The sequence below is a fragment of the Pseudomonas sp. Root401 genome (genome assembly GCF_001425105.1).
Lineage (GTDB): Bacteria > Pseudomonadota > Gammaproteobacteria > Pseudomonadales > Pseudomonadaceae > Aquipseudomonas > Aquipseudomonas brassicacearum.
The window spans coordinates 1-26,132 of record NZ_LMDO01000035.1 but is presented as its reverse complement, the minus strand read 5'-3'; the positions used below and the strand labels follow the sequence as shown (position 1 = coordinate 26,132).

21 protein-coding genes are annotated in these 26,132 nt (G+C 62.4%); 14 read left to right on the top strand and 7 right to left on the bottom strand.

Annotated features, from left to right (window positions below):
- Positions 1-9 precede the first annotated feature (9 nt).
- The 5 genes from ASC85_RS23230 to ASC85_RS23210 all read left to right on the top strand — a co-directional run bounded on the left by ASC85_RS23230 (position 10) and on the right by ASC85_RS23210 (position 6,657).
- Positions 10-1,455 (top strand): aldehyde dehydrogenase family protein, encoded by a 1,446-nt coding sequence (locus ASC85_RS23230; protein ID WP_003197801.1) that lies wholly within the window; start codon positions 10-12, stop codon positions 1,453-1,455.
- An 85-nt stretch (positions 1,456-1,540) separates the two neighbouring features.
- A complete protein-coding gene (locus tag ASC85_RS23225) occupies positions 1,541-2,911 on the top strand; it encodes an MFS transporter (RefSeq protein ID WP_057451555.1) in 1,371 nt (456 codons plus the stop codon).
- A 13-nt stretch (positions 2,912-2,924) separates the two neighbouring features.
- Positions 2,925-4,478, top strand: a complete 1,554-nt coding sequence (gene garD / locus ASC85_RS23220) for a galactarate dehydratase (RefSeq protein ID WP_014336613.1) — start codon at positions 2,925-2,927, stop codon at positions 4,476-4,478.
- A gap of 189 nt (positions 4,479-4,667) precedes the next feature.
- Positions 4,668-5,609, top strand: a complete 942-nt coding sequence (locus ASC85_RS23215) for an AEC family transporter (RefSeq protein ID WP_057451554.1) — start codon at positions 4,668-4,670, stop codon at positions 5,607-5,609.
- An 85-nt stretch (positions 5,610-5,694) separates the two neighbouring features.
- Positions 5,695-6,657 carry a DUF4917 family protein gene (locus tag ASC85_RS23210; RefSeq protein ID WP_057451553.1) on the top strand — a complete coding sequence of 321 codons (963 nt, stop codon included), beginning with the start codon at positions 5,695-5,697 and terminating at the stop codon, positions 6,655-6,657.
- Between the two features lie 125 nt (positions 6,658-6,782).
- Here the strand turns inward: ASC85_RS23210 and ASC85_RS23205 are convergent, their stop codons facing one another.
- From ASC85_RS23205 to gatC, 6 genes are all read right to left on the bottom strand, one after another.
- Positions 6,783-7,163, bottom strand: a complete 381-nt coding sequence (locus ASC85_RS23205) for a carboxymuconolactone decarboxylase family protein (protein ID WP_053178202.1) — start codon at positions 7,161-7,163, stop codon at positions 6,783-6,785.
- Positions 7,160-8,221: a calcium/sodium antiporter gene (locus tag ASC85_RS23200; protein ID WP_057451552.1), complete on the bottom strand. Its 1,062-nt coding sequence runs from the start codon at positions 8,219-8,221 to the stop codon at positions 7,160-7,162. The genes ASC85_RS23205 and ASC85_RS23200 overlap by 4 nt, the downstream gene beginning before the upstream one ends.
- A 49-nt stretch (positions 8,222-8,270) precedes the next feature.
- Positions 8,271-8,648, bottom strand: a complete 378-nt coding sequence (locus ASC85_RS23195; protein ID WP_057451551.1) for a septal ring lytic transglycosylase RlpA family protein — start codon at positions 8,646-8,648, stop codon at positions 8,271-8,273.
- A gap of 133 nt (positions 8,649-8,781) precedes the next feature.
- Positions 8,782-10,227, bottom strand: a complete 1,446-nt coding sequence (gatB, locus tag ASC85_RS23190; protein ID WP_003197813.1) for an Asp-tRNA(Asn)/Glu-tRNA(Gln) amidotransferase subunit GatB — start codon at positions 10,225-10,227, stop codon at positions 8,782-8,784.
- Positions 10,228-10,237: 10 nt separating this feature from the next.
- Positions 10,238-11,689: an Asp-tRNA(Asn)/Glu-tRNA(Gln) amidotransferase subunit GatA gene (gene gatA / locus ASC85_RS23185; RefSeq protein WP_057451550.1), complete on the bottom strand. Its 1,452-nt coding sequence runs from the start codon at positions 11,687-11,689 to the stop codon at positions 10,238-10,240.
- A 16-nt stretch (positions 11,690-11,705) separates the two neighbouring features.
- Positions 11,706-11,993 (bottom strand): Asp-tRNA(Asn)/Glu-tRNA(Gln) amidotransferase subunit GatC, encoded by a 288-nt coding sequence (gene gatC / locus ASC85_RS23180; RefSeq protein ID WP_003197816.1) that lies wholly within the window; start codon positions 11,991-11,993, stop codon positions 11,706-11,708.
- 214 nt (positions 11,994-12,207) lie between these two features.
- On the opposite strand from gatC, the gene mreB reads away from it, so the two are divergent.
- From mreB to tldD, 8 genes are all read left to right on the top strand, one after another.
- Positions 12,208-13,245, top strand: coding sequence for a rod shape-determining protein MreB (mreB, locus tag ASC85_RS23175; protein ID WP_002555108.1), 1,038 nt, complete (start codon positions 12,208-12,210; stop codon positions 13,243-13,245).
- 140 nt (positions 13,246-13,385) lie between these two features.
- On the top strand, positions 13,386-14,537 hold the full coding sequence (gene mreC, locus ASC85_RS23170; protein WP_082534464.1) for a rod shape-determining protein MreC: 1,152 nt from the start codon (positions 13,386-13,388) through the stop codon (positions 14,535-14,537).
- The gene (mreD, locus tag ASC85_RS23165; protein WP_003197820.1) at positions 14,534-15,022 is read left to right on the top strand and encodes a rod shape-determining protein MreD; all 489 of its coding nucleotides are present in this window, start codon (positions 14,534-14,536) and stop codon (positions 15,020-15,022) included. Before mreC ends, mreD begins: the two co-directional genes overlap by 4 nt.
- A 222-nt stretch (positions 15,023-15,244) precedes the next feature.
- The gene (locus ASC85_RS23160; RefSeq protein ID WP_057451548.1) at positions 15,245-15,841 is read left to right on the top strand and encodes a Maf family protein; all 597 of its coding nucleotides are present in this window, start codon (positions 15,245-15,247) and stop codon (positions 15,839-15,841) included.
- Positions 15,842-15,897: 56 nt separating this feature from the next.
- Complete coding sequence (gene rng, locus ASC85_RS23155; RefSeq protein ID WP_018613976.1) at positions 15,898-17,355, top strand: ribonuclease G; 1,458 nt, start codon at positions 15,898-15,900, stop codon at positions 17,353-17,355.
- Positions 17,356-17,415: 60 nt separating this feature from the next.
- Positions 17,416-21,219 carry a YhdP family protein gene (locus tag ASC85_RS23150; protein WP_057451547.1) on the top strand — a complete coding sequence of 1,268 codons (3,804 nt, stop codon included), beginning with the start codon at positions 17,416-17,418 and terminating at the stop codon, positions 21,217-21,219.
- A gap of 162 nt (positions 21,220-21,381) precedes the next feature.
- Positions 21,382-22,245: a carbon-nitrogen hydrolase family protein gene (locus ASC85_RS23145; protein ID WP_057451546.1), complete on the top strand. Its 864-nt coding sequence runs from the start codon at positions 21,382-21,384 to the stop codon at positions 22,243-22,245.
- Between the two features lie 5 nt (positions 22,246-22,250).
- Complete coding sequence (gene tldD, locus ASC85_RS23140; RefSeq protein ID WP_057451545.1) at positions 22,251-23,693, top strand: metalloprotease TldD; 1,443 nt, start codon at positions 22,251-22,253, stop codon at positions 23,691-23,693.
- A gap of 127 nt (positions 23,694-23,820) precedes the next feature.
- Here tldD and yjgA read toward each other — a convergent pair whose 3' ends face one another.
- Positions 23,821-24,345, bottom strand: coding sequence for a ribosome biogenesis factor YjgA (gene yjgA, locus ASC85_RS23135; RefSeq protein ID WP_014336624.1), 525 nt, complete (start codon positions 24,343-24,345; stop codon positions 23,821-23,823).
- A 252-nt stretch (positions 24,346-24,597) separates the two neighbouring features.
- Between yjgA and pmbA the strand changes: the two genes are divergently transcribed.
- Positions 24,598-25,944 (top strand): metalloprotease PmbA, encoded by a 1,347-nt coding sequence (gene pmbA / locus ASC85_RS23130; RefSeq protein WP_057451544.1) that lies wholly within the window; start codon positions 24,598-24,600, stop codon positions 25,942-25,944.
- Positions 25,945-26,132: the final 188 nt, after the last annotated feature.

The following is a 26,132-nucleotide window of genomic DNA, read 5'->3' as shown; positions in this document are numbered from 1 at the left end:
AGTAGCTCCGTGGCAGATTCAAAGCGTTTCGATAACTACATCAACGGTCAGTGGGTGGCCGGTGCTGACTATTGCACCAACATCAACCCGTCTGACTTGTCCGATGTCATCGGTGAATACGCCAAGGCTGACGCAGCGCAAGTCAATGCCGCCATCGAAGCCGCCCGCGCCGCGTTCCCGGCCTGGTCGACCTCGGGCATCCAGGCCCGTCACGATGCGCTGGACAAAGTCGGCAGCGAGATCCTCGCCCGCCGTGAAGAACTCGGCCAACTGCTGGCCCGGGAAGAGGGCAAGACCCTGCCCGAAGCCATCGGCGAAGTGACCCGCGCCGGTAACATTTTCAAGTTCTTCGCCGGTGAATGCCTGCGCCTGTCGGGCGATTACGTGCCGTCGGTGCGCCCGGGCGTCAACGTTGAAGTGACCCGCGAAGCCCTCGGTGTGGTCGGTCTGATCACCCCGTGGAACTTTCCGATCGCCATTCCCGCGTGGAAAATCGCCCCGGCCCTGGCCTACGGCAACTGCGTGGTGATCAAGCCTGCCGAACTGGTGCCGGGCTGCGCCTGGGCCCTGGCCGAGATCATTTCCCGCGCCGGTTTCCCGGCCGGTGCGTTCAACCTGGTGATGGGCAGCGGCCGCGTAGTTGGCGAAGTGCTGGTCAACAGCCCGAAGGTCGACGGCATCAGCTTTACCGGTTCGGTGGGCGTGGGGCGGCAGATCGCCGTCAACTGCGTGTCGCGCCAGGCCAAGGTGCAGTTGGAAATGGGCGGCAAGAACCCGCAGATCATCCTCGACGACGCCGACCTCAAGCAGGCCGTCGAACTGGCGGTACAGAGCGCGTTCTACTCCACCGGCCAGCGTTGCACGGCCTCCAGTCGCCTGATCGTCACCGCCGGCATCCATGACAAGTTCGTCGAGGCCATGGCCGAGCGCATGCAGTCGATCAAGGTTGGCCATGCATTGAAGGCCGGCACCGATATCGGCCCGGTGGTTTCCGAAGCCCAGCTCAGCCAGGACTTGAAGTACATCGACATCGGCCAGAGCGAAGGTGCGCGGTTGGTCAGCGGTGGCGGCCTGGTAACGTGCGACACCGAAGGTTACTTCCTGGCACCGACCCTGTTCGCCGACAGCGAAGCTTCGATGCGCATCAGCCGCGAAGAGATCTTCGGGCCGGTGGCCAACGTCGTGCGCGTGGCCGACTACGAGGCGGCACTGGCGATGGCCAACGACACCGAGTTCGGTCTGTCCGCCGGTATCGCCACCACCTCGTTGAAGTATGCCAACCACTTCAAGCGCCATTCCCAGGCGGGCATGGTGATGGTCAATCTGCCGACCGCCGGCGTGGATTACCACGTGCCGTTCGGCGGGCGCAAAGGTTCGTCCTATGGGTCGCGTGAGCAAGGTCGCTACGCGCAAGAGTTCTACACCGTGGTGAAGACCTCTTACATCGGATCGTAAAACGCAACACCGGTCGGCACCGGGCACCGGTGCCGACCGCACAAATTGATTTCCCGTATAAAAATAAATAGTGGAAGTAGATTACATGCAAGAGACCAAGCCGACCCACGTCCGCTATTTGATCCTGCTCATGCTGTTTTTGGTGACGACGATCAACTATGCCGACCGTGCCACCATCGCCATCGCAGGCTCCAGCCTGCAAAAAGACCTCGGCATCGATGCCGTCACCCTCGGTTATATCTTCTCCGCTTTCGGCTGGGCCTACGTGGCCGGGCAGATTCCTGGCGGCTGGCTGCTCGACCGTTTCGGCTCGAAAAAAATCTATGCCTTGAGCATTTTCACCTGGTCGCTGTTCACCGTGCTGCAAGGCTATGTGGGTGAATTCGGCCTGTCCACGGCCGTGGTTGCGCTGTTCATGCTGCGCTTCCTGGTTGGGCTGGCCGAAGCGCCGTCCTTCCCGGGCAACGCACGTATCGTCGCCGCCTGGTTCCCCACCGCAGAACGCGGCACCGCCTCGGCGATTTTCAACTCGGCGCAATACTTCGCCACGGTGCTGTTCGCGCCGCTGATGGGTTGGATCGTCTATCGCTTCGGCTGGCAGCATGTGTTCATCGTGATGGGCGTGATCGGCATCGTGTTCTCGCTGGTCTGGCTGAAAATTATCCACAGCCCGCGTCAGCACCCGATGATCAACGAAGCCGAGTTCAATCACATCGCCGCCAATGGTGCGATGGTCGACATGGACCAGGACAAGGGCAAGGGCAAGGATAAGAAAAGCGACGGTCCGAAGTGGGATTACATCCGCCAACTGCTGACCAACCGCATGATGCTGGGCGTGTACCTGGGCCAGTACTGCATCAACGGCATCACCTACTTCTTCCTGACCTGGTTCCCGGTGTACCTGGTGCAGGAACGCGGCATGACCATCCTCAAGGCCGGTTTCATCGCGTCCTTGCCGGCGATCTGCGGTTTCATCGGCGGCGTTCTTGGCGGGGTGATTTCCGACTACCTGCTGCGCAAGGGCCATTCGCTGACCTTCGCCCGCAAGGCGCCGATCATCGCCGGCCTGCTGGTGTCCAGCAGCATCGTGGCGTGCAACTACGTCGACATCGAATGGATGGTGGTGGGTTTCATGGCCCTGGCCTTCTTCGGTAAAGGCGTCGGCGCACTGGGCTGGGCCGTGGTCTCCGACACGTCGCCAAAACAGATCGCCGGCTTGAGTGGTGGCTTGTTCAATACCTTCGGCAACCTGGCATCGATTACCACGCCAATCGTCATCGGCTACATCATCAGCGCCACCGGTTCGTTCAAGTGGGCACTGGTGTTCGTCGGTTGCAACGCGCTGGTGGCGGTGTTCAGCTACCTGGTCATCGTCGGGCCGATCAAGCGTGTGGTGCTCAAGGAACCCGCGGCCAAGGATGCCGAACTTTCCAGCCTGTCTGAAGCTAAATCCTGAAGGAGCGGCGTCCATGCAACTGATTGAACATGCCGATTCGCCGCGTTACATCCGCCTGCACGAGCGGGACAACGTGGTGATCGTCGTCAATGACCAGGGCGTACCGGCCGGGACCGAGTTCCCGGACGGCCTGGTCACCGTCGACTTTGTGCCGCAGAGCCACAAGGTCACGCTGCAGGATATTCCCGAGGGTGGCGAGGTGATTCGCTACGGCCAGGTCATTGGTTACGCGCTGCAACCGATCCCTCGTGGCAGCTGGGTCAAGGAAGACCAGTTGCGCATGCCCACCGCGCCGCCGCTGGACAGCTTGCCGCTGTCTACCGACGTGCCGGTGGCCGATGCGCCGCTGGAGGGCTACACCTTCGAGGGTTACCGCAACGCCGACGGTACCGTCGGCACGCGCAATATCCTGGGCATCACCACCACGGTGCAGTGCGTGACCGGGGTGCTGGACCATGCGGTCAAGCGCATCAAGGATGAGCTGCTGCCCAAGTACCCGAACGTCGATGACGTGGTGGCGCTGACCCACAGCTATGGCTGTGGCGTGGCGATCACCGCCACCGATGCCTACATCCCGATTCGTACCGTGCGTAACCTGGCGCGCAACCCGAACCTGGGGGGCGAGGCACTGGTGATCAGCCTGGGCTGCGAGAAATTGCAGGCCGGTCAGGTCATGCATGAAGGCGACAGCTCGGTGGACCTCAGCGAGCCATGGTTGTATCGCTTGCAGGATTCCAGCCACGGTTTCACCGAAATGATCGAGCAGATCATGGAACTGGCCGAGACCCGCCTGAAGAAACTCGACCAGCGCCGTCGCGAAACCGTACCGGCTTCGGAGCTGATCCTGGGTATGCAGTGTGGCGGCAGCGATGCGTTCTCCGGCATCACCGCCAACCCGGCGCTGGGCTACGCCTCGGACCTGCTGCTGCGTGCCGGGGCGACGGTGATGTTCTCCGAAGTCACCGAAGTGCGCGATGCGATCTACCTGCTGACCTCTCGGGCACAAACCCAGGAGGTCGCCCAGGAACTGGTGCGCGAAATGGACTGGTACGACCGCTACCTGGCCAAGGGCGAGGCCGATCGCAGTGCCAACACCACGCCGGGCAACAAGAAGGGCGGGCTGTCGAACATCGTTGAAAAGTCCCTGGGCTCGATCGTCAAGTCCGGCAGCAGCGCGATCAATGGCGTGCTGGGTCCGGGCGAGCGCTTCAAGCAAAAGGGCCTGATCTTCTGCGCCACGCCGGCCAGTGACTTTGTCTGCGGCACGCTGCAACTGGCGGCGGGGATGAACCTGCACGTGTTCACCACCGGCCGCGGCACGCCGTACGGCTTGGCCATGGCGCCGGTGGTGAAGGTCTCGACCCGCACCGAACTGGCCCAGCGCTGGCCGGACCTGATCGACATCGACGCCGGCCGGATCGCCACCGGACGCGCGACCATTGAGGAGCTGGGTTGGGAGCTGTTCCACTACTACCTGGACGTGGCCAGCGGCAAGAAGCAGACCTGGGCCGAGCGGCACAAGCTGTACAACGACATCACGTTGTTCAACCCTGCGCCGATCACCTGATCCTGGCCTTGGGGTGTAGCGATTGATCGTTCCCACGCTCCGCGTGGGAATGCCTCAACGGACGCTCCGCGTTCGATTCTTGGAACGCGGAGCGTCCCTGGCTGCATTCCCACGCAGAGCGTGGGAACGATCAGTGGGAAAGTGGCTTATCATTAGCCACCTAACGACGCCCCTCTCAAGGTCCCCGGCATGCTGGCAATTTTCCTCGAAACCCTGAACATCACCGCGCCGGTGTTTGCCATGTTGTTTTTGGGGGTGTTGCTCAAGCGCATCAACTGGATCAACGACAACTTCATCCACATCGCCTCGTCCCTGGTGTTCAACGTCACCATGCCGGCGCTGTTGTTCCTCGGCATCCTGCATGCCGACCTGCATGCGGCGTTGCAGCCCGACCTGCTGATCTATTTTTCCATCGCTACCCTGGTGAGCTTCGCGATGGCCTGGGGCTGGGCGATCTGGCGTTGCCCGCGCGAAGATCGCGGCATCTATACCCAAGGTGCGTTTCGCGGCAATAACGGGGTCATCGGCCTGGCGCTGGCCGCGAGCATGTATGGCGACTACGGGATTTCCCTGGGGGCGATTCTCGCGGCGCTGGTGATCCTGTTCTACAACACCTTGTCGACCATCGTGCTGGCGGTCTACAGCCCGGTGATCAAGTCTGACCCGTGGAGCATCTGCAAGAGCGTGATCAGCAACCCGCTGATCATCAGCGTGATCGTCGCCGCGCCGTTCGCCTATTGGCACATCGGCCTGCCGAACTGGTTCGAGACCTCGGCCAAGTACCTGTCGCAAATGACCTTGCCCCTGGCGTTGATCTGCATCGGCGGCACGCTGTCGCTGGCGGCCTTGCGCAAGAGCGGCAAGATGGCCCTGAGTTCGAGCCTGGTGAAGATGGTCGGGCTGCCGCTGCTGGCCACCCTCGGTGCGTGGCTCTGGGGCTTTCGCGGGGCGGAGCTGGGGATCCTGTTCCTGTACTTCGGCAGCCCCACCGCGGCCGCCAGTTACGTCATGGCCCGCGCGGCCGATGGCAACCATGAACTGGCGGCGGCGATCATCGTCATCACCACGCTGATGGCGGCGATCACCACCAACCTGGGGATCTTTGTGTTGCAGTGGGGTGGGTGGATCTAGCCTGCGACCTTCTGGATGGTTAAGGGTGGTGGCTCATTGGTATCATTGTGTCGGGACTTCATCAGACCAACACAAGGAAGACTATATGATCACTTTCGAAGAGGCTTTTTCCTTCGTCGATTACAGCGGCAAGCGTTCCATTTTGTTGGCAAATGGGTTTTCTCAAGCCTGGAACAAAGATGTTTTCAGTTACAAGAGTCTGTTTTCCAGCGCGCACTTCGGCGAAAGGCATCGGGTGATCCGACGTATCTTCGATACGTTCAACACATATGATTTTGAGAAAGTCATGAAACGGCTGATCGCCGCGGAAGATATCCTCAGGATCTACAATGCCGACCCGGATCTGATCAACGCGATCAAGGCTGATCAGGAAGCCATCAAAAACGCTCTGATAGAGGTGATATCGGCCACCCACCCGGCATTGCCTCGAGACGTGACGGATGAGCAATATGTTTCGGTGAGGAAATTTCTCAAGCCCTTCAGCAATGTGTTCACGCTTAATTATGACTTGTTGTTTTATTGGGCGAGAAACCAGTTTGGTCTCGAGCCGGAATACAACACCGACGACGGGTTTCGAGGCGGGCCATGGGAGGGGCCTGAAAGCCAGAATGTTCATTTCCTCCATGGCGGGCTACACATTTACGACACCCTGGGCGGTATTCGAAAACACGCGTGTTCAGATCAGGGCGAGTCGATCATTGAGCAAGTGAAATGGAACATGGAAAACAGGAAGTTCCCCACCTTTGTCTCAGAACCTACACATGAGCGAAAGAAGGTCAGAATCCAACACAACCCCTATCTCAGTTATTGTTTTGAGCGATTGGGCCGGTTGCAAGGGGTGTTGTTTATCTACGGGCATTCGTTCGATGACAATGACCGGCACATCTTCGATCAGATAAAACAGAGCTCGGTAAGCAAGGTTTTCGTGAGTGTTTACGGCGATAAGGACAGTGAAGGCAATGTCTTGCTGAGGGGGCGCGCTCAAGCTTACCTGGGAGCGCACAGTGTGGAATTCTTCCAGGCTGAGAGCGCTCGAGTCTGGGGTTAGCGGTTGGGCCTCAAGAGCCATTCGCGAACAGGTCCATCTCCACATTATCATTGGGTGTGCGCGTTTAATGTGGGAGCGGGCTTGCTCGCGAAGAGGCCTGACCTGCCACTGCAAGGCTCAGGCTTTTATTCAGGCTTCTGATAGCTATCGATCACTTCCTGCGCCGCCCGAAACGCATCGATCGCCGCCGGCACGCCCGCGTACACCGCGCAATGCAGCAATGCCTCGCGAATCTCTTCCACCGTACAGCCGTTGTTCAGCGCGCCACGCACGTGGCCTTTGAGTTCCTGCGGGCACTTGAGGGCAGTGAGGGCGGCCAGGGTGATCAGGCTGCGGGTCTTCAGCGGCAAGCCGTCGCGGCTCCAGACGCTGCCCCAGGCATGTTCGTTGACGAAGTCCTGCAATGGCTGGGTGAACTCGGTGGCGTTGCCCAGGGCGCGGTCGACGAATGCGTCGCCCATGACCTGGCGACGCATGTCCAGGCCGGTCTTTGGAGTGTCGGTCATGGCAAATCCCTCTTGTGGTGTTGGCGGCGCCAGGCGCGCAGGGAGGTGAACAGCAAAAACGCGAGCAGGGCCGGCAGCACATAGAACAGCATCAGCCGTTCCAGTTGGCCGGCCAGGGGCATGCCGGTGGTGAAGGACACCACGTGTAGCCCATAGGCCAGGTACAAACCCAGCAACAGCAAGCCTTCGGCGCGGGTGACACGATACCCGGAATAAAACACCGGCAGGCACAGCACCGCCACGCCGAGCATCACCGGCAGGTCGAAATCCAGGGCGTTCGGTGAGACCGACAGTGGCGTGGGGGCGGCGAGGGCGGTTATGCCCAATACCCCGAGCAGGTTGAACAGGTTGCTGCCGATGACGTTGCCCACCGCAATGTCCCGTTGGCCGCGCAGGGCGGCGATCAACGAGGTGGCGAGCTCCGGCAGCGAGGTGCTGACGGCGACAATGGTCAGGCCGATGATGCGCTCCGAAAGCCCCAGGTCCGTCGCCACTTCCACCGCCGCGCCCAGCAGCAGGTGCCCGGCGAAAACCAGCATTGCCAAGCCCAGCACGATCATCGCCAGGCTCTTGGGCCACGACCCCCGGGTCACCTCGATACCCACCGTGTGCGGCCTTCCCGAGTGCCGCGACTGGCGCAGCAACAGGCCCAGGTACACCGCCAGGCCCAGCAGCAGCCATATGCCGTCCAGCCGGGTCAGTTCTTCGTTCCAGGCCAGCACGAACACCAGCAGGCTGGCACCGATCATCAGCGGGATGTCCAGGCGCACCAGTTGGCGTGACACGCGCAACGGAATGATCAGCGCCGACAGCCCAAGGGTGACGAGGATGTTGAAGATGCTGCTGCCGATCACGCTGCCCACGGCGATGTCGGCGTTTTGCGCCAGGGTCGCCTGCAGGCTGACGGCCATTTGTGGGGCGCTGCTGCCGAGCGCGACGACGCTCAGGCCGATGATCAGCGGCCGAACCTGCAAGCGTGCCGCCAGGCCCACGGCGGCGCGTACCAGCAGTTCGGCACCGCCGATGAGCAACAGCAGGGCGCCGAACAATTCGATCAGGCTCAGCAGCGGTAGGGCGGTGAGTAGGGAAATGGCCGGGCTCCGTCTATCAATCGTCGAGGGCTTGCACGCGCACCCGTGCGGTGCCGCTGCGCAACATGCCCAGTTGCTCGGCGGCTTCGCGGGACACGTCGATCAAACGGCCACGAGTATACGGGCCGCGGTCATTGATACGAACCACCACGCTGTCATTGTTTTTCAGGTTGGTGACTTTCACCCGGGTGCCGAACGGCAACTGGCGATGGGCGGCGGTCAGGCCATTCTGGTTGAAACGCTCGCCGCTGGCGGTGCGCTTGCCATGGTGCCTGGCACCGTAATAAGAGGCGACGCCGGTCTGGTCGTAGCCGTGTGGATCGACCGTCCCGCTCTGGCTGGCGCAACCGGCCAACAGGGACAGCAGGGCGCAGGCGCCGAGGAGACGCTTCATTCGATGACCCCATGATCGTTCCCACGCTCTGCGTGGGAATGCAGCCCGTGACGCTCTGCGTCACAAAAAGCGGACGCGGAGCGTCCAGTGAGGCGTTCCCACGCAGAGCGTGGGAACGATCACCGTCGATAAGTCAGCCCTCGAGCTTGCTTTTGAGCAGTTCGTTGACCTGTTGCGGGTTGGCCTTGCCCTTGGAGGCTTTCATGGCCTGGCCGACGAAGAAGCCGAACATCTTGCCACGCTTGGCTTCGTCTGCCGCACGGTACTGTTCGACCTGCTCGGCGTTGGCCGCGAGCATTTCATCGAGCACGGCGGAAATGGCGCCGGTGTCGGTGACCTGCTTCAAGCCGCGCTTCTCGATGATCTCGTCGGCGCTGCCTTCACCATTGGCCATGGCTTCGAACACCATCTTGGCGATCTTGCCGGAAATGGTGTTGTCCTTGATCCGCACCAGCATGCCGCCCAGTTGCTCGGCCGAGACCGGCGACTGGTCGATTTCCAGGCCCTGCTTGTTCAACAGGCTGCCCAGTTCCACCATCACCCAGTTGGCCGCCAGCTTGGCGTCGCCGCCGATGCTCACGACTTTCTCGAAGTAATCGGCCTGTTCGCGGCTGGTGGCCAGGACGTTGGCGTCATAGCTCGACAGCCCGAATTGCGCCTGGAAGCGCTCGCGTTTCTGTGGTGGCAGTTCCGGCAGGGTGGCGCGCACCTCGTCGAGGAACGAGTTCTCGATGACCACCGGCAGCAGGTCCGGGTCGGGGAAGTAACGGTAGTCGTTGGCTTCTTCCTTGCTGCGCATCGGACGGGTCTCGTCCTTGTTCGGGTCGTACAGGCGCGTCTGCTGGATGACCTTGCCGCCGTCCTCGATCAGTTCGATCTGGCGCTGGATCTCGCTGTTGATCGCCTTCTCGATGAAGCGGAACGAGTTGACGTTCTTGATCTCGCAGCGGGTGCCGAATTCGACCTGGCCCTTGGGCCGGATCGACACGTTGCAGTCGCAGCGCAGCGAGCCTTCGGCCATGTTGCCATCGCAGATGCCCAGGTAGCGCACCAATGCGTGGATCGCCTTGACGTAGGCCACGGCTTCCTTGGCGCTGCGCATGTCCGGCTCGGAAACGATTTCCAGCAGCGGCGTGCCGGCGCGGTTCAGGTCGATGCCGGTGGCGCCGTTGAATTCTTCGTGCAGGCTCTTGCCGGCGTCTTCTTCCAGGTGTGCCCGGGTGATGCCGACGCGCTTGACCGTGCCGTCTTCCAGGGCGATGTCCAGGTGGCCCTTGCCAACGATCGGCAATTCCATCTGGCTGATCTGGTAGCCCTTGGGCAGGTCCGGGTAGAAGTAGTTCTTGCGGGCGAACACGTTGTGCTGGCCGATCTCGGCGTCAATCGCCAGGCCGAACATCACCGCCATGCGCACCGCTTCGGCGTTGAGCACCGGCAGAACGCCGGGCATGCCCAGGTCGACCAGGCTGGCCTGGGTGTTGGGCTCGGAGCCGAACGTGGTGGAGCTACCGGAAAAGATTTTCGACCGGGTGGTGAGCTGGGTATGAATCTCCAGCCCGATCACGACTTCCCATTGCATGTGTTTCTCCTCAGAAGCCGGTTGGGGTGCGGGTGTGCCAGTCAGTGTTCAACTGATACTGGTGAGCCACGTTGAGCAGGCGGCCTTCCTGGAAATACGGCGCGAGCAACTGCACGCCCACTGGCAGGCCATCGACGAAACCGGCCGGCATGGACAGGCCCGGCAAGCCGGCGAGGTTGGCGGTGATGGTGTAGACGTCTTCCAGGTACTCGGCGACCGGGTCGCTGTTCTTGGCGCCGAGCTTCCAGGCCGGGTTCGGCGTGGTCGGGCCGAGGATGATGTCGACCTCGTTGAAGGCGGCCATGAAGTCGTTCTTCACCAGGCGACGGATTTTCTGCGCCTTGAGATAGTAGGCGTCGTAGTAGCCGGCGGACAGCGCGTAGGCGCCGACCATGATCCGGCGCTGCACTTCGGCACCGAAGCCTTCGCCACGGGAGCGCTTGTACAGGTCGATCAGGTTTTCCGGGTTCTCGCAGCGATAGCCGAAGCGCACGCCGTCGAAACGCGACAGGTTCGAGGACGCTTCAGCCGGGGCGATCACGTAGTACGCGGGAATTGCGTGCTGCATGTTCGGCAGGCTGATTTCCTTGATGACCGCGCCGAGCTTCTCCAGCTCCTTGACGCTGTTATGGACCAGTTCGGCGATGCGTGGGTCGAGGCCGGCGCTGAAGTATTCCTTCGGCACGCCGATGCGCAGGCCCTGCAGCGAGCCGTTGAGGCTGGCGCTGTAGTCCGGCACTGGCTCATCGATGCTGGTGGAGTCGTTCGGGTCGAAGCCGGCCATGCCTTGCAGTAGGATCGCGCAGTCTTCGGCGGTGCGCGCCAGCGGGCCACCCTGGTCGAGGCTGGAGGCGTAGGCGATCATGCCCCAGCGCGAGACGCGGCCGTAGGTGGGCTTGAGGCCAGTGAGGTTGGTGAACGCCGCCGGTTGGCGAATCGAGCCGCCGGTGTCGGTGGCGGTGGCGGCCGGCAGCAGGCGCGCGGCCACGGCGGCGGCGGAACCACCGGACGAGCCGCCCGGTACGTGTTCCAGGTTCCACGGGTTTTTCACCGCGCCGTAGTAGCTCGACTCGTTGGCCGAGCCCATGGCGAATTCGTCCATGTTGGTCTTGCCCAAGGTCACGGTGCCGGCGGCGGCCAGCTTGGCGACCACGGTGGCATCGTACGGCGCCTTGAAGTTGTCGAGCATCTTCGAGCCGCAGCTGGTGCGGATGCCCTGGGTGCAGAACAAGTCCTTGTGGGCAATTGGCACACCGAGCAGGGCACCGGTTTCACCGTTGGCGCGCCGGGCGTCGGCGGCCTTGGCCTGGCTCAGGGCCAGCTCTTGGGTGAGGCTGATGAAACTGTTGAGCTGCGGGTCGAGCTGGGCGATGCGCGCCAGCAGGACCTGGGTCAGCTCTTCGGAAGAAAACTTTTTATCGGCGAGTCCGCGGGCGATCTCGGCCAGGGTCATGTGATGCATGAGAGGCTCTTTCCCTTTAGTCGATGACTTTCGGAACCAGGTACAGGCCGTTTTCGACCGCTGGTGCGATGGACTGGTAGGCCTCGCGGTGATTGGACTCGGTCACGACGTCGGCGCGCAGGCGCTGGCTGGCTTCCAGTGGGTGAGCCAGTGGTTCGATACCGTCGGTATTGACCGCCTGCATCTCGTCGACCAGCCCCAGAATGCTGTTCAGGGCAGAAGTGATGTGTGGAAGATCGGCTTCATTGAGGCCCAGACAGGCCAGATGAGCGATTTTTTCCACGTCGGAGCGTTCAAGCGCCATGGGATTCTCCAGTGGAAAACAAAACGGACGCAGTCTGTCCGTGTGTTAGATTGTCGGAACACTACCGCATTTCTACGGTCTTACGGCCGCGATTTCGGGGTTTGGTGCACAGAAAAGCGGCCAATTTAACATATTGGCGCCTTGCCCAAAATCCCTGTCGTTGTTAGAGTTTGCCGCACTTTTTTACCCACGCGTTGCCTAGGGTCCCTTTCCCATGTTCAAGAAACTGCGTGGCATGTTTTCCAGCGATCTTTCCATTGACCTGGGCACTGCCAACACCCTTATTTACGTGCGCGAGCGCGGTATCGTCCTGAATGAACCCTCGGTCGTGGCCATCCGCACCCACGGTAACCAGAAAAGTGTCGTGGCTGTCGGTACGGAAGCCAAGCGCATGCTGGGCCGTACACCGGGCAACATCGCGGCCATTCGCCCAATGAAGGACGGCGTGATCGCCGACTTCAGTGTCTGCGAAAAGATGCTGCAGTACTTCATCAACAAGGTTCACGAAAACAGCTTCCTGCAGCCCAGCCCTCGTGTGCTGATCTGCGTTCCATGCAAGTCCACCCAGGTAGAGCGTCGCGCTATCCGTGAATCGGCCCTCGGTGCCGGTGCCCGTGAAGTGTTTCTGATCGAAGAGCCAATGGCCGCTGCCATCGGTGCCGGCCTGCCGGTGGAAGAAGCCCGCGGCTCGATGGTCGTCGACATCGGTGGCGGTACCACTGAAATCGCGCTGATCTCCCTCAACGGTGTGGTCTACGCCGAATCCGTACGTGTGGGCGGCGACCGTTTCGACGAAGCGATCATCACTTATGTGCGTCGCAACTACGGCAGCCTGATCGGCGAATCCACCGCCGAGCGCATCAAGCAGGAAATCGGCACGGCCTACCCGGGCGGTGAAGTACGTGAAGTCGACGTACGCGGTCGCAACCTGGCCGAAGGCGTTCCACGGGCCTTTACCCTCAACTCCAACGAAGTGCTCGAAGCGCTGCAAGAGTCGCTGGCGACCATCGTCCAGGCCGTCAAGAGCGCCCTGGAGCAGTCGCCGCCGGAACTGGCGTCGGACATCGCCGAGCGCGGCCTGGTGCTGACCGGTGGTGGCGCGCTGCTGCGTGACCTCGACAAGCTGCTGGCCCAGGAAACCGGCCTACCGGTGATCGTTGCCGAAGACCCGTTGACCTGCGTTGCACGCGGCGGTGGCCGTGCATTGGAAATGATGGACAAGCACACCATGGACCTGCTCTCCAGCGAATAAGTTGGCGGGATCGTCTATGTTGTTCGCTCCCGGGCAGCACTTTGCAGTGCTGCCCGTTGGCGTTTATCTTCTGTCATTCGTATCCAGGCCGGTTTGATGCCGTATGAATAAAGAAAACATTTGCCTGGGAGGAGCGGCCTATTAAACCGCTTTTCGCCAAAGGCCCCTCATTGGGTGTGCGCCTGCTGGTGCTGACCGTGCTCTCGGTCGCGCTGATGGTGGTCGATGCCCGCTTCACGCTGCTCAAGCCTGTACGCAGCCAGATGTCGCTGGTGTTGATGGAATCCTACTGGATCACCGACTTGCCGCAGCGCTTGTGGCAAGGTGTGGCCAGCCAGTTTGGCAGCCGGACCGAACTGGTCGCTGAAAACGAAAAACTCAAGACCGAAAACCTGCTGTTGCAGGGGCGCATGCAGAAGCTGGCGGCCCTCACCGAGCAGAACGTGCGGCTGCGCGAGTTGCTCAACTCTTCGGCGCTGGTCAACGAGAAGGTCGAAGTGGCCGAGTTGATCGGCATGGACCCCAACCCCTTCACCCACCGCATCATCATCAACAAGGGTGAGCGCGACGGCGTCGTCCTCGGCCAGCCGGTGCTCGATGCGCGGGGCCTGATGGGCCAGGTGGTGGAGTTGATGCCCTACACCTCTCGGGTGTTGCTGCTGACCGATACCACCCACAGCATTCCCGTGCAGGTCAATCGCAACGGCTTGCGCGCGATTGCCAGCGGCACCGGCAACCCGGAACGCCTGGAACTGCGGCATGTGGCCGATACCGCCGATATCAAGGAAGGCGACCTGCTGGTCAGCTCCGGTCTTGGCCAGCGTTTCCCGGCCGGTTATCCGGTAGCGACGGTCAAGGAAGTCATCCATGACTCCGGCCAGCCGTTTGCCATCGTTCGCGCGGTGCCGACGGCTGCATTGAATCGCAGCCGTTACCTGCTGCTGGTATTCAGCGACAACCGTACGCCCGAAGAGCGTGCCAACGACGCCGCCGTGGCCCAGGAAGCCCAGGACCGCCAGGGCGGCGAGTCGGCTACCCCGGCGACAGCAACGCCTGCGCCTGTGCCTGCCACGGTGCCAAAACCACCCGTGCCCGCACCCGCGACGGCGGCTCCGGCCACCACGCCGGCGGCAACCCCGGCCACCGCGCCCGCCGCGCCTGCTGTGAAACCGACCCGCTCGGCCACCCACGCGCCCGCCGCGCAGCCTGCTCAGCCAGCCCGGCCCGCCGCCAAACCGCCAGCCTCCACGCCGGCCACCGCGCCAGCCCCCAGGGGAGCACGAGAAGAATGAGCAGTACCCAATCCGGTAACGGCTGGATGGTCTGGCTGACCTTCGCCATCGGCCTGTTGCTCAGCGTTTCGCCGCTGCCGCAGTTCATGGAAATCCTGCGCCCACTGTGGCTGGCCCTGTTGCTGGCCTTCTGGGCGCTGGCCTTGCCGCACAAGGTTGGCATGGTCACCGCTTGGTGCCTGGGCCTGGCCGAGGATGTGCTTTATGGCACGCTGCTGGGGCAGAACGCGCTGATCCTGACGCTGATTACCTTCCTGGTGCTGTCGCTGCAACAACGCCTGCGGATGTTCCCCATGTGGCAGCAGTGCCTGGTGATCCTGGTGATCTTCGGCCTGGCGCAACTGGTGCAATTGTGGCTCAGCGCGCTGACCGGCAATCGCCAGCCGACCCTGGCATTGGTGTTGCCAGCCCTGGTCAGTGCCTTGCTCTGGCCCTGGGTCAGCTTCGGTTTGCGTGGCCTGCGCCTGCGTTTCAAAATCAACTGATTCGGTCAGGATATCTACCTTTTTTTGATGACTCACATCCCTGTGGCCAGAGGGTTCTGTAGGAGCTGGCGAAGCCTGCGATCTTTTGATCTTGATCTTTCGCTTGCGACTCAATTGTCTGGGACAAGATCGCAGCCTCGCTCCGCTCGTCAGCTCCTACGGCGTAGCCTGGCGGGAGCAATCTTTGGCCACAAAAGCCGGTAGCGTTAGGGAGATGTCTTGATGAAACCGCTTTACCTCGCCTCAGGCTCGCCGCGTCGGCGTGAACTGCTCACGCAGATCGGCGTGCCCTTTACCGCCATCGGTGCGGACATCGACGAAACGCCCCTGGACCACGAAACCCCTTCGGCCTATGTCGAGCGCCTGGCGCGCGGCAAGGCCGAGGCGGGGCGACGAGCCCTGGACGCCGGCATGGATGGCTGCGTGCTGGGCGCCGATACCGCTGTGGTACTGGACGGGCGAACTCTCGGCAAACCCGTGGACCAGGCCGACTCAATGACGATGCTCTTGAGCCTGTCCGGTCGCGAACATGAAGTATTGACCGCCATTGCCCTACTGGATGGGCAGCGTTGTGAATCCCGCGTTGTGCGCAGCCTGGTGCGTTTTCGTTCGATCACGGAACAGGAAGCGGCGGCCTACTGGGCCAGCGGTGAACCCCGGGACAAGGCCGGCGGCTATGGTATTCAAGGGCTGGGCGCGGTGTTCGTCGCCGGGCTTGAAGGCAGTTATTCAGCCGTGGTCGGCCTGCCGCTGTGCGAAACCGCAGAACTACTGGGCCATTTCGGCATACCCTGTTGGCAAACCTTGAACGCGCGCTGAGCGCCGTCTGACTTGATGCGGCCATAATCGTGAACATGCCTGAACGAGACCCTGCCATGAGTGAAGAGATCCTGATCAACATCACGCCGATGGAATCGCGCGTGGCGGTGGTTGAAAACGGTGTTCTGCAAGAGGTCCACGTCGAGCGCACGCAAAAGCGTGGCATCGTCGGCAATATCTATAAAGGCAAGGTGGTGCGGGTGCTGCCGGGCATGCAGGCGGCCTTCGTCGACATCGGCCTGGACCGTGCGGCATTCATCCATGCGTCGGAAATTTCCATGCGCGAAGGACCGGCCGTGGAGAGCATCAGCGCGCTGGTGCATGAAGGCCAGAGCCTGGTGGTTCAGGTCACCAAGGACCCCATCGGCTCCAAGGGCGCGCGCCTGACCACGCAACTGTCGATTCCGTCGCGCTACCTGGTGTACATGCCGCGCACCGCCCATGTCGGTATTTCCCTGAAGATCGAAGACGAAGCCGAGCGCGAGCGCCTCAAGCAGGTGGTCAGCGACTGCGTGGAAAAAGAAGGCATCAAGGAAGCCGGTGGGTTCATCCTGCGCACCGCCGCCGAAGGGGCCGGGGCTGATGAGATCCTCATGGACATCCGCTACCTGCGCAGGCTTTGGGACCAGATCGCCGCGCAGATCAAGACCATCGCCACCCCCAGCGTGATCTACGAAGACCTGGGCCTGGCGCTGCGGACCTTGCGCGACCTGGTCAGCCCCAAGATCGAGAAAATCCGCATCGACTCCCGGGAAACCTTCCAGAAAACCACGCAGTTCGTCGCCGAACTGATGCCGGAAATCGCCGACCGCCTCGAGCATTACCCTGGTGAACGGCCGATTTTCGACCTGTACGGCGTCGAGGACGAAATCCAGAAAGCCCTGGAGCGCAAGGTGCCGCTCAAGTCCGGCGGCTACCTGGTGGTGGATCCGGCCGAGGCCATGAGCACCATCGACGTCAACACCGGGGCGTTCGTCGGCCATCGCAACCTGGAAGAAACCATCTTCAAGACCAACCTGGAAGCCGCCACCGCCATCGCCCGGCAACTGCGCCTGCGCAACCTGGGTGGGATCATCATCATCGACTTCATCGACATGGAAGATGAGGAGCACCAGCGCCAGGTGCTGCGGACCCTGGAAAAACAACTCGAACGCGACCACGCCAAGACCAACATCATCGGTATCACCGAGCTGGGCCTGGTGCAGATGACCCGCAAGCGCACCCGTGAAAGCCTCGAACAGGTGCTGTGCGAGCCGTGCAGCAGTTGCCAGGGCCGCGGCAAGCTCAAGACCCCGGAAACCGTGTGTTACGAAATCTTCCGGGAAATCCTCCGGGAGGCACGCGCCTATCAGGCGACTGGCTATAGAGTGTTGGCGAACCAGAAAGTGGTGGATCGCCTGCTCGACGAGGAGTCAGGCAATGTCGCGGAGCTGGAAGCGTTTATCGGACGCACGATTCGCTTCCAGGTGGAAACCATGTATTCCCAGGAACAATACGACGTGGTGCTGCTCTGAAGAGCTTGGGAAGCGGCGGGCCCGCGGATTTGATTGTCTTTGCCAGGGGAGCCCACTGACATGGAGCGTCTGACACGCATTTTGGCGGCGCTGACTCGCTGGGGGCTGGGATTGTGTGCGCTGCTGCTGGTGCTGCTGGCGTTGTACGTCAGCCTCGGTCGTGAGCTGGTCCCGCTGGTGGCCGAATACCGCGCCGAGGCCGAGACCCAGGCCAGCGTCGCCTTGGGCATGCCTGTGCACATCGGCAGCCTCGACGGTAGCTGGAGCGCCCTGGCGCCCATCCTGGCGGCGCGCGACGTGGTGGTCGGCGAAGGCCCCAACGCCTTGCACCTGGACCAGGTGCGAGCCGTGCCTGACCTATGGGAGAGCTTGCTGGCACGTCAGGTGCGCATCGCCCACCTGGAAGTCAGCGGCCTGAAGATCAGCCTCAAGGAGGGCGCCGACGGCAAGTGGGCCCTGGAAGGCCTGCCGGTGAAGGACGACCAGCCCCTCGATCCGCAGCAATTGCTCGAACGCATGCAGTTGGTTTCCAAGTTCTCGCTGCTCGATAGCCAGGTGACTTTGCAACCTGTCGAGCAACCACCGCTGACCCTCACCTACGTCGGTTTGAGCCTGCGCACCGGCGCCACCCGCCAACGGCTGGACATGCGCTTGACCCTGCCTGACGGTCAGCCCGTGGCGATCAACCTGCGTACCCGTATCCGCGCCAGTGATTGGAAGAATGGCCAGGCCGATGCGTACCTGAGCCTGCCGCAAAGCGACTGGTCCAAATGGCTGCCGAAACGCCTGACCCAACAATGGAATTTTTCCCGGATCAAGGCCGGTGGCGAGTTCTGGCTGAGTTGGGGGGACGGTACGGTGCAAAGCGCGGCCATGCGCTTGAACGCCCCTGACATCCTGGGTGCCTACGCTGAGCGCAAGCCGGTGCAGATCCATAACCTGGCGCTCAATGGATATTTCCAGCGTGGCGACCAGGGATTTACCGCGACCTTCGATTCCCTGGCGATGAACCTGGGCGAAACCCGCTGGGAATCGCGCCTGCAACTGCAACAGAGTGCTGCCACCGAAAAGTCCGAGGAGCGCTGGCACCTGCAGGCCGATCGCCTCGACTTGACCCCGCTGACGCCTTTGCTCAATGCCCTGGCGCCGTTGCCCGAGGGCCTGGCGAAGACCATCGACCGTCTCAAGGTGACCGGTGCCCTGCGCAACGTGTTGCTGGACTACCGGCCGCAGAACACCGGGGACCAGAAAATCAGCTTCGCCACCAACCTGGACACAGTGGGCTTTGATGCCTATCGCGGCGCCCCGGCTGCGCGCAATGTATCGGGGAGCCTGAGCGGCGACCTCGGTGGCGGCGAGCTGCGCATGGACAGCAAGGATTTTTCCCTGCATCTGGATCCGATCTTCGCCAAGCCCTGGCAGTACCTGCAGGCCAACGCCCGGCTGACCTGGAAGCTCGACAAGCAAGGCTTCACCCTGATCGCGCCGTATCTGAAGGTGCTGGGCGAGGAGGGCCGGATTGCCGGCGACTTCCTGATCCGCCTGCATTTCGACCACAGCCAGGAAGACTACATGGACCTGCGGGTCGGCCTGGTGGACGGTGACGGACGCTACACCGCCAAGTACCTGCCGGCGGTCCTCAGCCCGGCGCTGGATGAGTGGCTGCGCACGGCCATCGTCAAGGGCGCGGTGGACGAGGGCTTTTTCCAGTATCAAGGCTCGCTCAATCACGGTGCCGAGGATGCGGCGCGCAGCATCAGCCTGTTTTTCAAGGTGCATGACGCCGAACTGGCGTTCCAGCCGGGCTGGCCTTCGGTCAGCAAGGTCAGCGGCGATGTCTTCGTCGAAGACAGTGGCGTGCGCATCTTCGCCAGCCAGGGACAATTGCTCGATACCCAGGTCAAGGATGTTTCGGTGAACATTCCCCATGTACCCAGCGGGCAGAGTGTTCATCTGTTTCTCGACGGCGGGTTCGCCGGCGGACTGGGCGACGGTCTGAAAATCCTCCAGACCGCGCCGATCGGGACCGCCGAGACATTCGCCGGCTGGGAAGGCGAGGGCGACCTGCGAGGCAGCGTCAAGCTCGACATTCCCCTGGTCAAAGGCGAGCAACCGAAGATCCTGGTGGACTTCGCCACCGACAAGGCCCGTCTCAAGCTCAGCGAGCCGGTACTGGAACTGACCCAACTCAAGGGCGATTTCCGCTTCGACAGCAACAAGGGCTTGAGCGGCAAGGGCATCAGTGCCCGGGCATTCGACCGGCCCGTGACCGCACAGATTTTCGCCGAAGGCCGCGCCGGAGCGCTCAACACACGAGTCGCGGCGTCCGGGCAGGTGGAGATCAAGAAACTCACCAGTTGGCTGAATGTCACCCAGCCGTTGCCGGTATCCGGTGTCGTGCCCTACCAGTTGCAAGTGATCCTCGACGGCGCCGACAGCCAGTTGTCGGTCAGTTCCAACCTCAAGGGCGTGGCGGTGGACCTGCCGGCACCCTTCGGCATGGCCGCCGATGTCGGGCGCGACACGGTGTTTCGCATGACCCTGCAAGGGCCGGAGCGGCGTTACTGGGTCGATTATGGCGACCTGGCCAGTTTCACTTACGCCGCGCCGAGCGGCAAATTCGCCGACGGTCGTGGCGAATTGTTGCTGGGTGCCGGCGATGCTGTTCTGCCCGGGGCCAAGGGGCTGCGATTGCGCGGCACACTGTCGGAACTGGACGTAAGTCCCTGGCAGGACCTGGTGAACAAGTACGCGGGCCAGGATCCGGGCGGCAGTGCCAAGCAACTGCTCAGCAGCGTCGATCTGACCGTCGGCAAGCTCACGGCCATGGGCACGACCCTGGACCAGGCATCGGTGCAACTGGACCGCAAGCCGGACGCCTGGGCCTTGCGGCTGGACAGCCAGCAGGCCAAGGGCAATGTCAGCCTGCCGGACGCAAAGGCCGCCCCGATTGGTATCAAGCTCGATTATGTGCGCCTGCCGGCCACAGACCCGACGGTCCAGGCGGATGAAAACTCTCCGGACCCGTTGGCGTCGGTCGATCCCGGCAAAATCCCGGCCATGGATATTGCCATCGACAAACTGTTCCAGGGCCCTGATCTCATCGGTGCGTGGTCGCTGAAAGTGCGACCGACCGCCAAGGGCATCGCGCTGAACGATCTGGACATGGGCCTCAAGGGCATGGTGTTGAACGGCAGTGGTGGTTGGGAAGGCGCGCCCGGTTCCACCAGCAGTTGGTACAAGGGCCGTATCAGCGGCAAGAACCTGGGCGACGTACTCAAGAACTGGGGTTATGCCCCGAGTGTGACCAGCCAGACCTTCCGCCTGGATGTCGATGGCCGCTGGCCCGGCTCGCCGGCGTGGGTTGCCACCAAGCGTTTTTCCGGCAGCCTCGACGCGTCGCTGAGCAAGGGCCAGTTTGTCGAAGTGGAAGGCAGCGCCCAGGCGTTGCGGGTATTTGGCCTGCTGAACTTCAACTCCATCGGCCGACGCTTGCGCCTGGACTTCTCCGACCTGTTCGGCAAGGGGCTGAGCTACGACCGGGTCAAGGGGCTGCTGGTGGCGAGCGACGGTGTGTACGTGACCCGCGAACCCATTACCCTGACCGGGCCGTCGAGCAACCTGGAACTCAACGGCACGCTGGACATGGTGGCCGACCGGGTCGACGCCAAGCTGCTGGTGACGCTGCCGGTGACCAACAACCTGCCGATCGCCGCGCTGATCGTTGGCGCACCGGCGGTGGGTGGGGCGCTGTTTCTGATCGACAAACTGATCGGTGACCGCGTGGCGCGCTTTGCCAGCGTAAGATACGACGTCAAGGGGCCGTGGAAAGAGCCGAAGATCACCTTCGACAAGCCGTTCTGACAGTTCGACGCCAACTCCCTTGTGGGAGCGGGCCTGTGGGAGCAAGGCTTGCTCGCGATTGCGGTGTATCAGTCAGCCTATATGTTGGATATACCTGCCTCATCGCGAGCAAGCTTTGCTCCCACAGCCGCCTTGGGCGAGGATAAAAAAGAGGGAAGCTCCATGCCAGTCGCAGTGATTCAAATGGTCAGCCAAAGCGATGTGCTCGCCAACCTGGCCCGTGCCCGTGTGCTGCTGGAGCAGGCTGCCGCTGGCGGCGCCAGGCTGGCCGTGCTGCCGGAGAATTTCGCCGCGATGGGGCGGCGGGACATTGCCGATATCGGTCGAGCCGAAGCCTTTGGTCAGGGACCGATCCTGCCCTGGTTGAAACAGGTCGCCCGAGACCTCAAGTTATGGATTGTGGCCGGTACGTTGCCGTTGCCACCGGTGGACCAGCCCGAGGCCAGGTCCCATGCCTGTTCGTTGCTGGTCGACGATCAGGGCCAGATCGTGGCGCGCTACGACAAGCTGCACCTGTTCGATGTGGATGTAGCGGACAATCGCGGGCGCTATCGCGAGTCGGATGACTATGCTTATGGCGCTAACGTGGTGGTTGCCGATACCCCCGTGGGCCGGGTGGGCCTGACGGTCTGTTATGACTTGCGGTTCCCGGAACTCTACAGTGAGCTGCGGGCTGCCGGGGCGGAACTGATCACGGCGCCGTCGGCGTTTACCGCGGTGACCGGCGCGGCGCATTGGGAGGTGCTGGTTCGCGCCCGGGCCATCGAGACCCAGTGCTATGTGCTGGCGGCCGCCCAGGGCGGCGTGCATCCGGGGCCGCGGGAAACCTTTGGCCATGCCGCGATTGTCGACCCGTGGGGCCGTGTGCTGGCACAACAGGATCAAGGCGAGGCCGTGCTGCTGGCCGAGCGCGACAGCAGTGAACAGGCGTCCATCCGGGCGCGCATGCCGGTGGCCAGCCACCGGCGCTTTTTCTCGCAGGGCGCTCGACAGCGGCCTGTCCAAGACGACGAATTCAAGGCGTAAATCATATGAGCGGGTTGTTGTCCTCAGTCAGTGAACACCTTCTAGCCCCCGGCGGCGTGACCCTCGAAAGCCTGCAAGGCGTGCTGGGCGACCTGGCCGGCCCGGGCATCGATGCGGCCGACCTGTATTTCCAGGGGCAGATCTCCGAGTCCTGGTCGCTGGAAGACGGCATCGTCAAGGAAGGCAGTTTCAACCTCGACCAGGGCGTGGGCGTGCGCGCCCAGTCCGGGGAAAAGACCGGTTTTGCCTACAGCAACGCCATCACCCTCGAAGCCCTCGGCGCTGCGGCCCGTGCGGCCCGCTCGATCTCCCGCGCCGGGCAGAATGGCACGGTCCAGGCGTTCAGCAGCCAGGACGTGACGCAGTTGTATGCGCCGGATAACCCGCTGGAAGTCATGAGTCGCGCCGAAAAAGTCGAGCTGCTCAAGCGCATCGACGTCGCCACCCGTGCCCTCGACCCGCGTATCCAGCAGGTGTCGGTCAGCATGGCCGGGGTCTGGGAACGGATCCTGGTGGCGTCCACCGACGGTGGCCTGGCGGCGGACGTGCGGCCGCTGGTGCGGTTCAACGTCAGTGTGATCGTCGAGCAGAACGGTCGCCGTGAGCGCGGCGGCCATGGCGGCGGCGGGCGCACTGACTACCGTTATTTCCTCAGCGAAGACCGCGCCATGGGCTACGCCCGCGAAGCGCTGCGCCAGGCGCTGGTCAACCTGGAGGCCATTCCGGCCCCGGCAGGTACATTGCCGGTGGTGCTGGGGTCCGGTTGGTCCGGCGTGCTGCTGCACGAAGCAGTCGGCCATGGCCTGGAAGGCGATTTCAACCGCAAGGGCAGTTCGGCCTACAGCGGGCGCATGGGGGAAATGGTCGCCTCGAAACTCTGCACCATTGTCGATGACGGCACCCTGGCCGGGCGTCGTGGCTCCCTGAGCGTCGACGATGAAGGCACCCCGACCGAATGCACCACGCTGATCGAGAACGGTGTGCTCAAGGGCTACATGCAGGACAAGCTCAACGCCCGGCTGATGGGCGTGGCCCGCACTGGCAACGGTCGCCGTGAATCCTATGCGCACCTGCCGATGCCGCGCATGACCAACACCTACATGCTGGGTGGTCAAAGCGATCCGGCGGAAATCATCGCCTCGGTGAAAAAAGGCATCTATTGCGCCAACCTCGGCGGCGGCCAGGTGGACATCACCAGCGGCAAGTTCGTGTTCTCCACCAGCGAGGCCTACCTGATCGAAGACGGCAAGATCACCGCACCGGTCAAGGGCGCGACCCTGATCGGCAACGGGCCGGAGGCGATGAGCAAGGTGTCGATGGTCGGTAACGACCTGGCGCTGGACAGCGGTGTGGGCACGTGCGGCAAGGACGGGCAATCGGTGCCGGTGGGCGTCGGCCAGCCGACCCTGAAGATCGATGCGATTACCGTGGGTGGCACGGGCGCATGAGGATGTACACGATCCGTGTAGGAGCTGTCGAGTGCAACGAGGCTGCGATCTTTCCCCAGATACTTGAGTCTCAAGCGAAAGATCAAAAGATCACAGCCTGCGGCAGCTCCTACAGAGCGGATGGAACTCAGCGCAGGCCGCGTTGGGTTTCGTCCAGCTCACGGATGTACTTGAAGATTTTACGGCTCGAGGCCGGTGGCTTGTTCTGCGCCAGTTCGTGCTGGGCCTGACGGATCAGGGAGCGCAATTGCTGACGATCAGCCTCCGGGTAGTCGATGACGAATTTTTCCAGGGTGCCGTCGTCGCCTGCGATCAAGCGATCGCGCCAGCGCTCCAGGTTGTGGAAACGTTCGTTGTACTGCCGGGTGGAGGCATCGAGTTGATCGAGCAGGACCAGGATGGCGTCAGTGTCCTGATCGCGCATCAGTTTGCCGATGAATTGCAGGTGCCGTTTACGCGCGATATTCGCGGTGTGCTTGGGCGCATCGGCCAGGGCCCGGCGCAAGGCGTCGGTCAAAGGCAGTTTGGCCAGCAAGTCAGGCTTGAGTGTTGTCAGGCGCTCGCCGAGGTCAACCAGAGCATGCAGCTCGCGTTTGACCTGGGATTTGCTTTTTTCACCCTCGTAGAGGGAGTCGTCGTAAGAATCAACCATGGTGGCAGTCCGCAAAGAAACGCCGCCATGATAACCAGTCGGGGGCCGCTTGTCCGGCCCGGTCGCTCGAAGGCCAAGGGTTTGTACGAAAAGTCGCCGAGCGGCGATCAGGCAAGGCGAAAACAGGCGAGGAAGCGGAGTTTACTGGTTGTAAATGAGCATTCCGAGCCTGTTTTCAACGCAGCATGATCGTCGCGCAGGCACTTTACGTACAAAGCCTTAACCGAAAGAAGAATTTGAGTGGAGAACCCCATGAGTGCAGTTCAAAGCGTCGGCCCGCAAGCATTGCCGGCACTGCAGGAACAAGTCGAGCAGATCCTCGCCGAAGCCAAGCGCCAGGGCGCCAGTGCCTGTGAAGTGGCTGTATCGCTGGAGCAGGGCCTGTCGACGTCGGTGCGCCAGCGCGAGGTGGAAACCGTCGAATTCAATCGCGACCAGGGCTTTGGCATCACCTTGTACGTGGGCCAGCGCAAGGGCTCGGCCAGCACTTCGGCGAGCGGCCCGGAGGCCATTCGCGAAACCGTCGCCGCGGCACTGGCGATTGCCAAGCACACCTCCGAAGATGAAGCCTCGGGCCTGGCCGATGCCGCGCTGATGTGCAAGGAGCTGCGCGACTTCGACCTGTTCCACGCCTGGGACATCACCCCCGAGCAGGCCATCGAACAGGCACTGCGTTGCGAAGCGGCGGCATTCGAGGCCGACAGCCGGATCAAGAACGCCGACGGCACGACGCTCAATACCCACCAGGGCTGCCGGGTCTACGGCAACAGCCACGGTTTCATCGGTGGTTATGCATCGACCCGCCACAGCCTCAGTTGCGTGATGATCGCCGAGGCCAACGGCCAGATGCAGCGTGACTACTGGTACGACGTGAACCGCCAGGGCACCTTGCTGGCGGACCCGGTGAGCATTGGCCAGAAAGCCGCGCAACGGGCGGCCAGCCGCCTGGGCGCGCGGCCGGTGCCGACCTGCGAAGTGCCGGTGCTGTTTTCGGCCGAGCTGGCCGGTGGCCTGTTCGGCAGCTTCCTGTCAGCGGTGTCCGGCGGCAACCTGTACCGCAAGTCGTCGTTCCTTGAGGGCGCGCTGGGCCAGAAACTGTTCCCGGAATGGATGACCATCGACGAGCGTCCGCACCTGATGCAGGCCATGGGCAGCTCGGCGTTCGACGGCGACGGCCTGGCCACCTACGCCAAGCCGTTCGTGGAAAATGGCGAGTTGGTGTCCTACATTCTCGGCACCTATTCGGGCCGCAAGCTCGGCATGCCGAGCACCGCCAATGCCGGTGGCGTGCATAACCTGTTCGTGACCCATGGCGAAGAAGACCAGGCGGCCTTGCTGCGACGCATGGGCCGGGGCCTGCTGGTGACCGAACTGATGGGCCACGGCCTGAACATGGTCACCGGCGACTATTCCCGTGGCGCGGCGGGCTTCTGGGTCGAGAACGGCGAGATCCAGTTCCCGGTCCAGGAAGTGACCATTGCCGGGAACATGCGCGACATGTTCAAGCAGATCGTGGCCGTGGGCAACGATCTGGAACTGCGCAGCAACATCCGCACCGGTTCGGTGTTGATCGAGCGGATGACCGTGGCGGGTAGCTAACGCTCACCGCGTAAAAAAAGGCGCGTCATCTACTGGGGGTGACGCGCCTTTTTTTGTGGCCGCAGAATTCTTTTGTGGCGAGGGGATTTATCCCATAGGCGCTAACCAAACTCCTCGCTCCATAGTCCGTCTCTCTGGTATCCCCGCGTGTTTCGCGGGGATTCGCGTAAGGCATTACTAAAGTAATC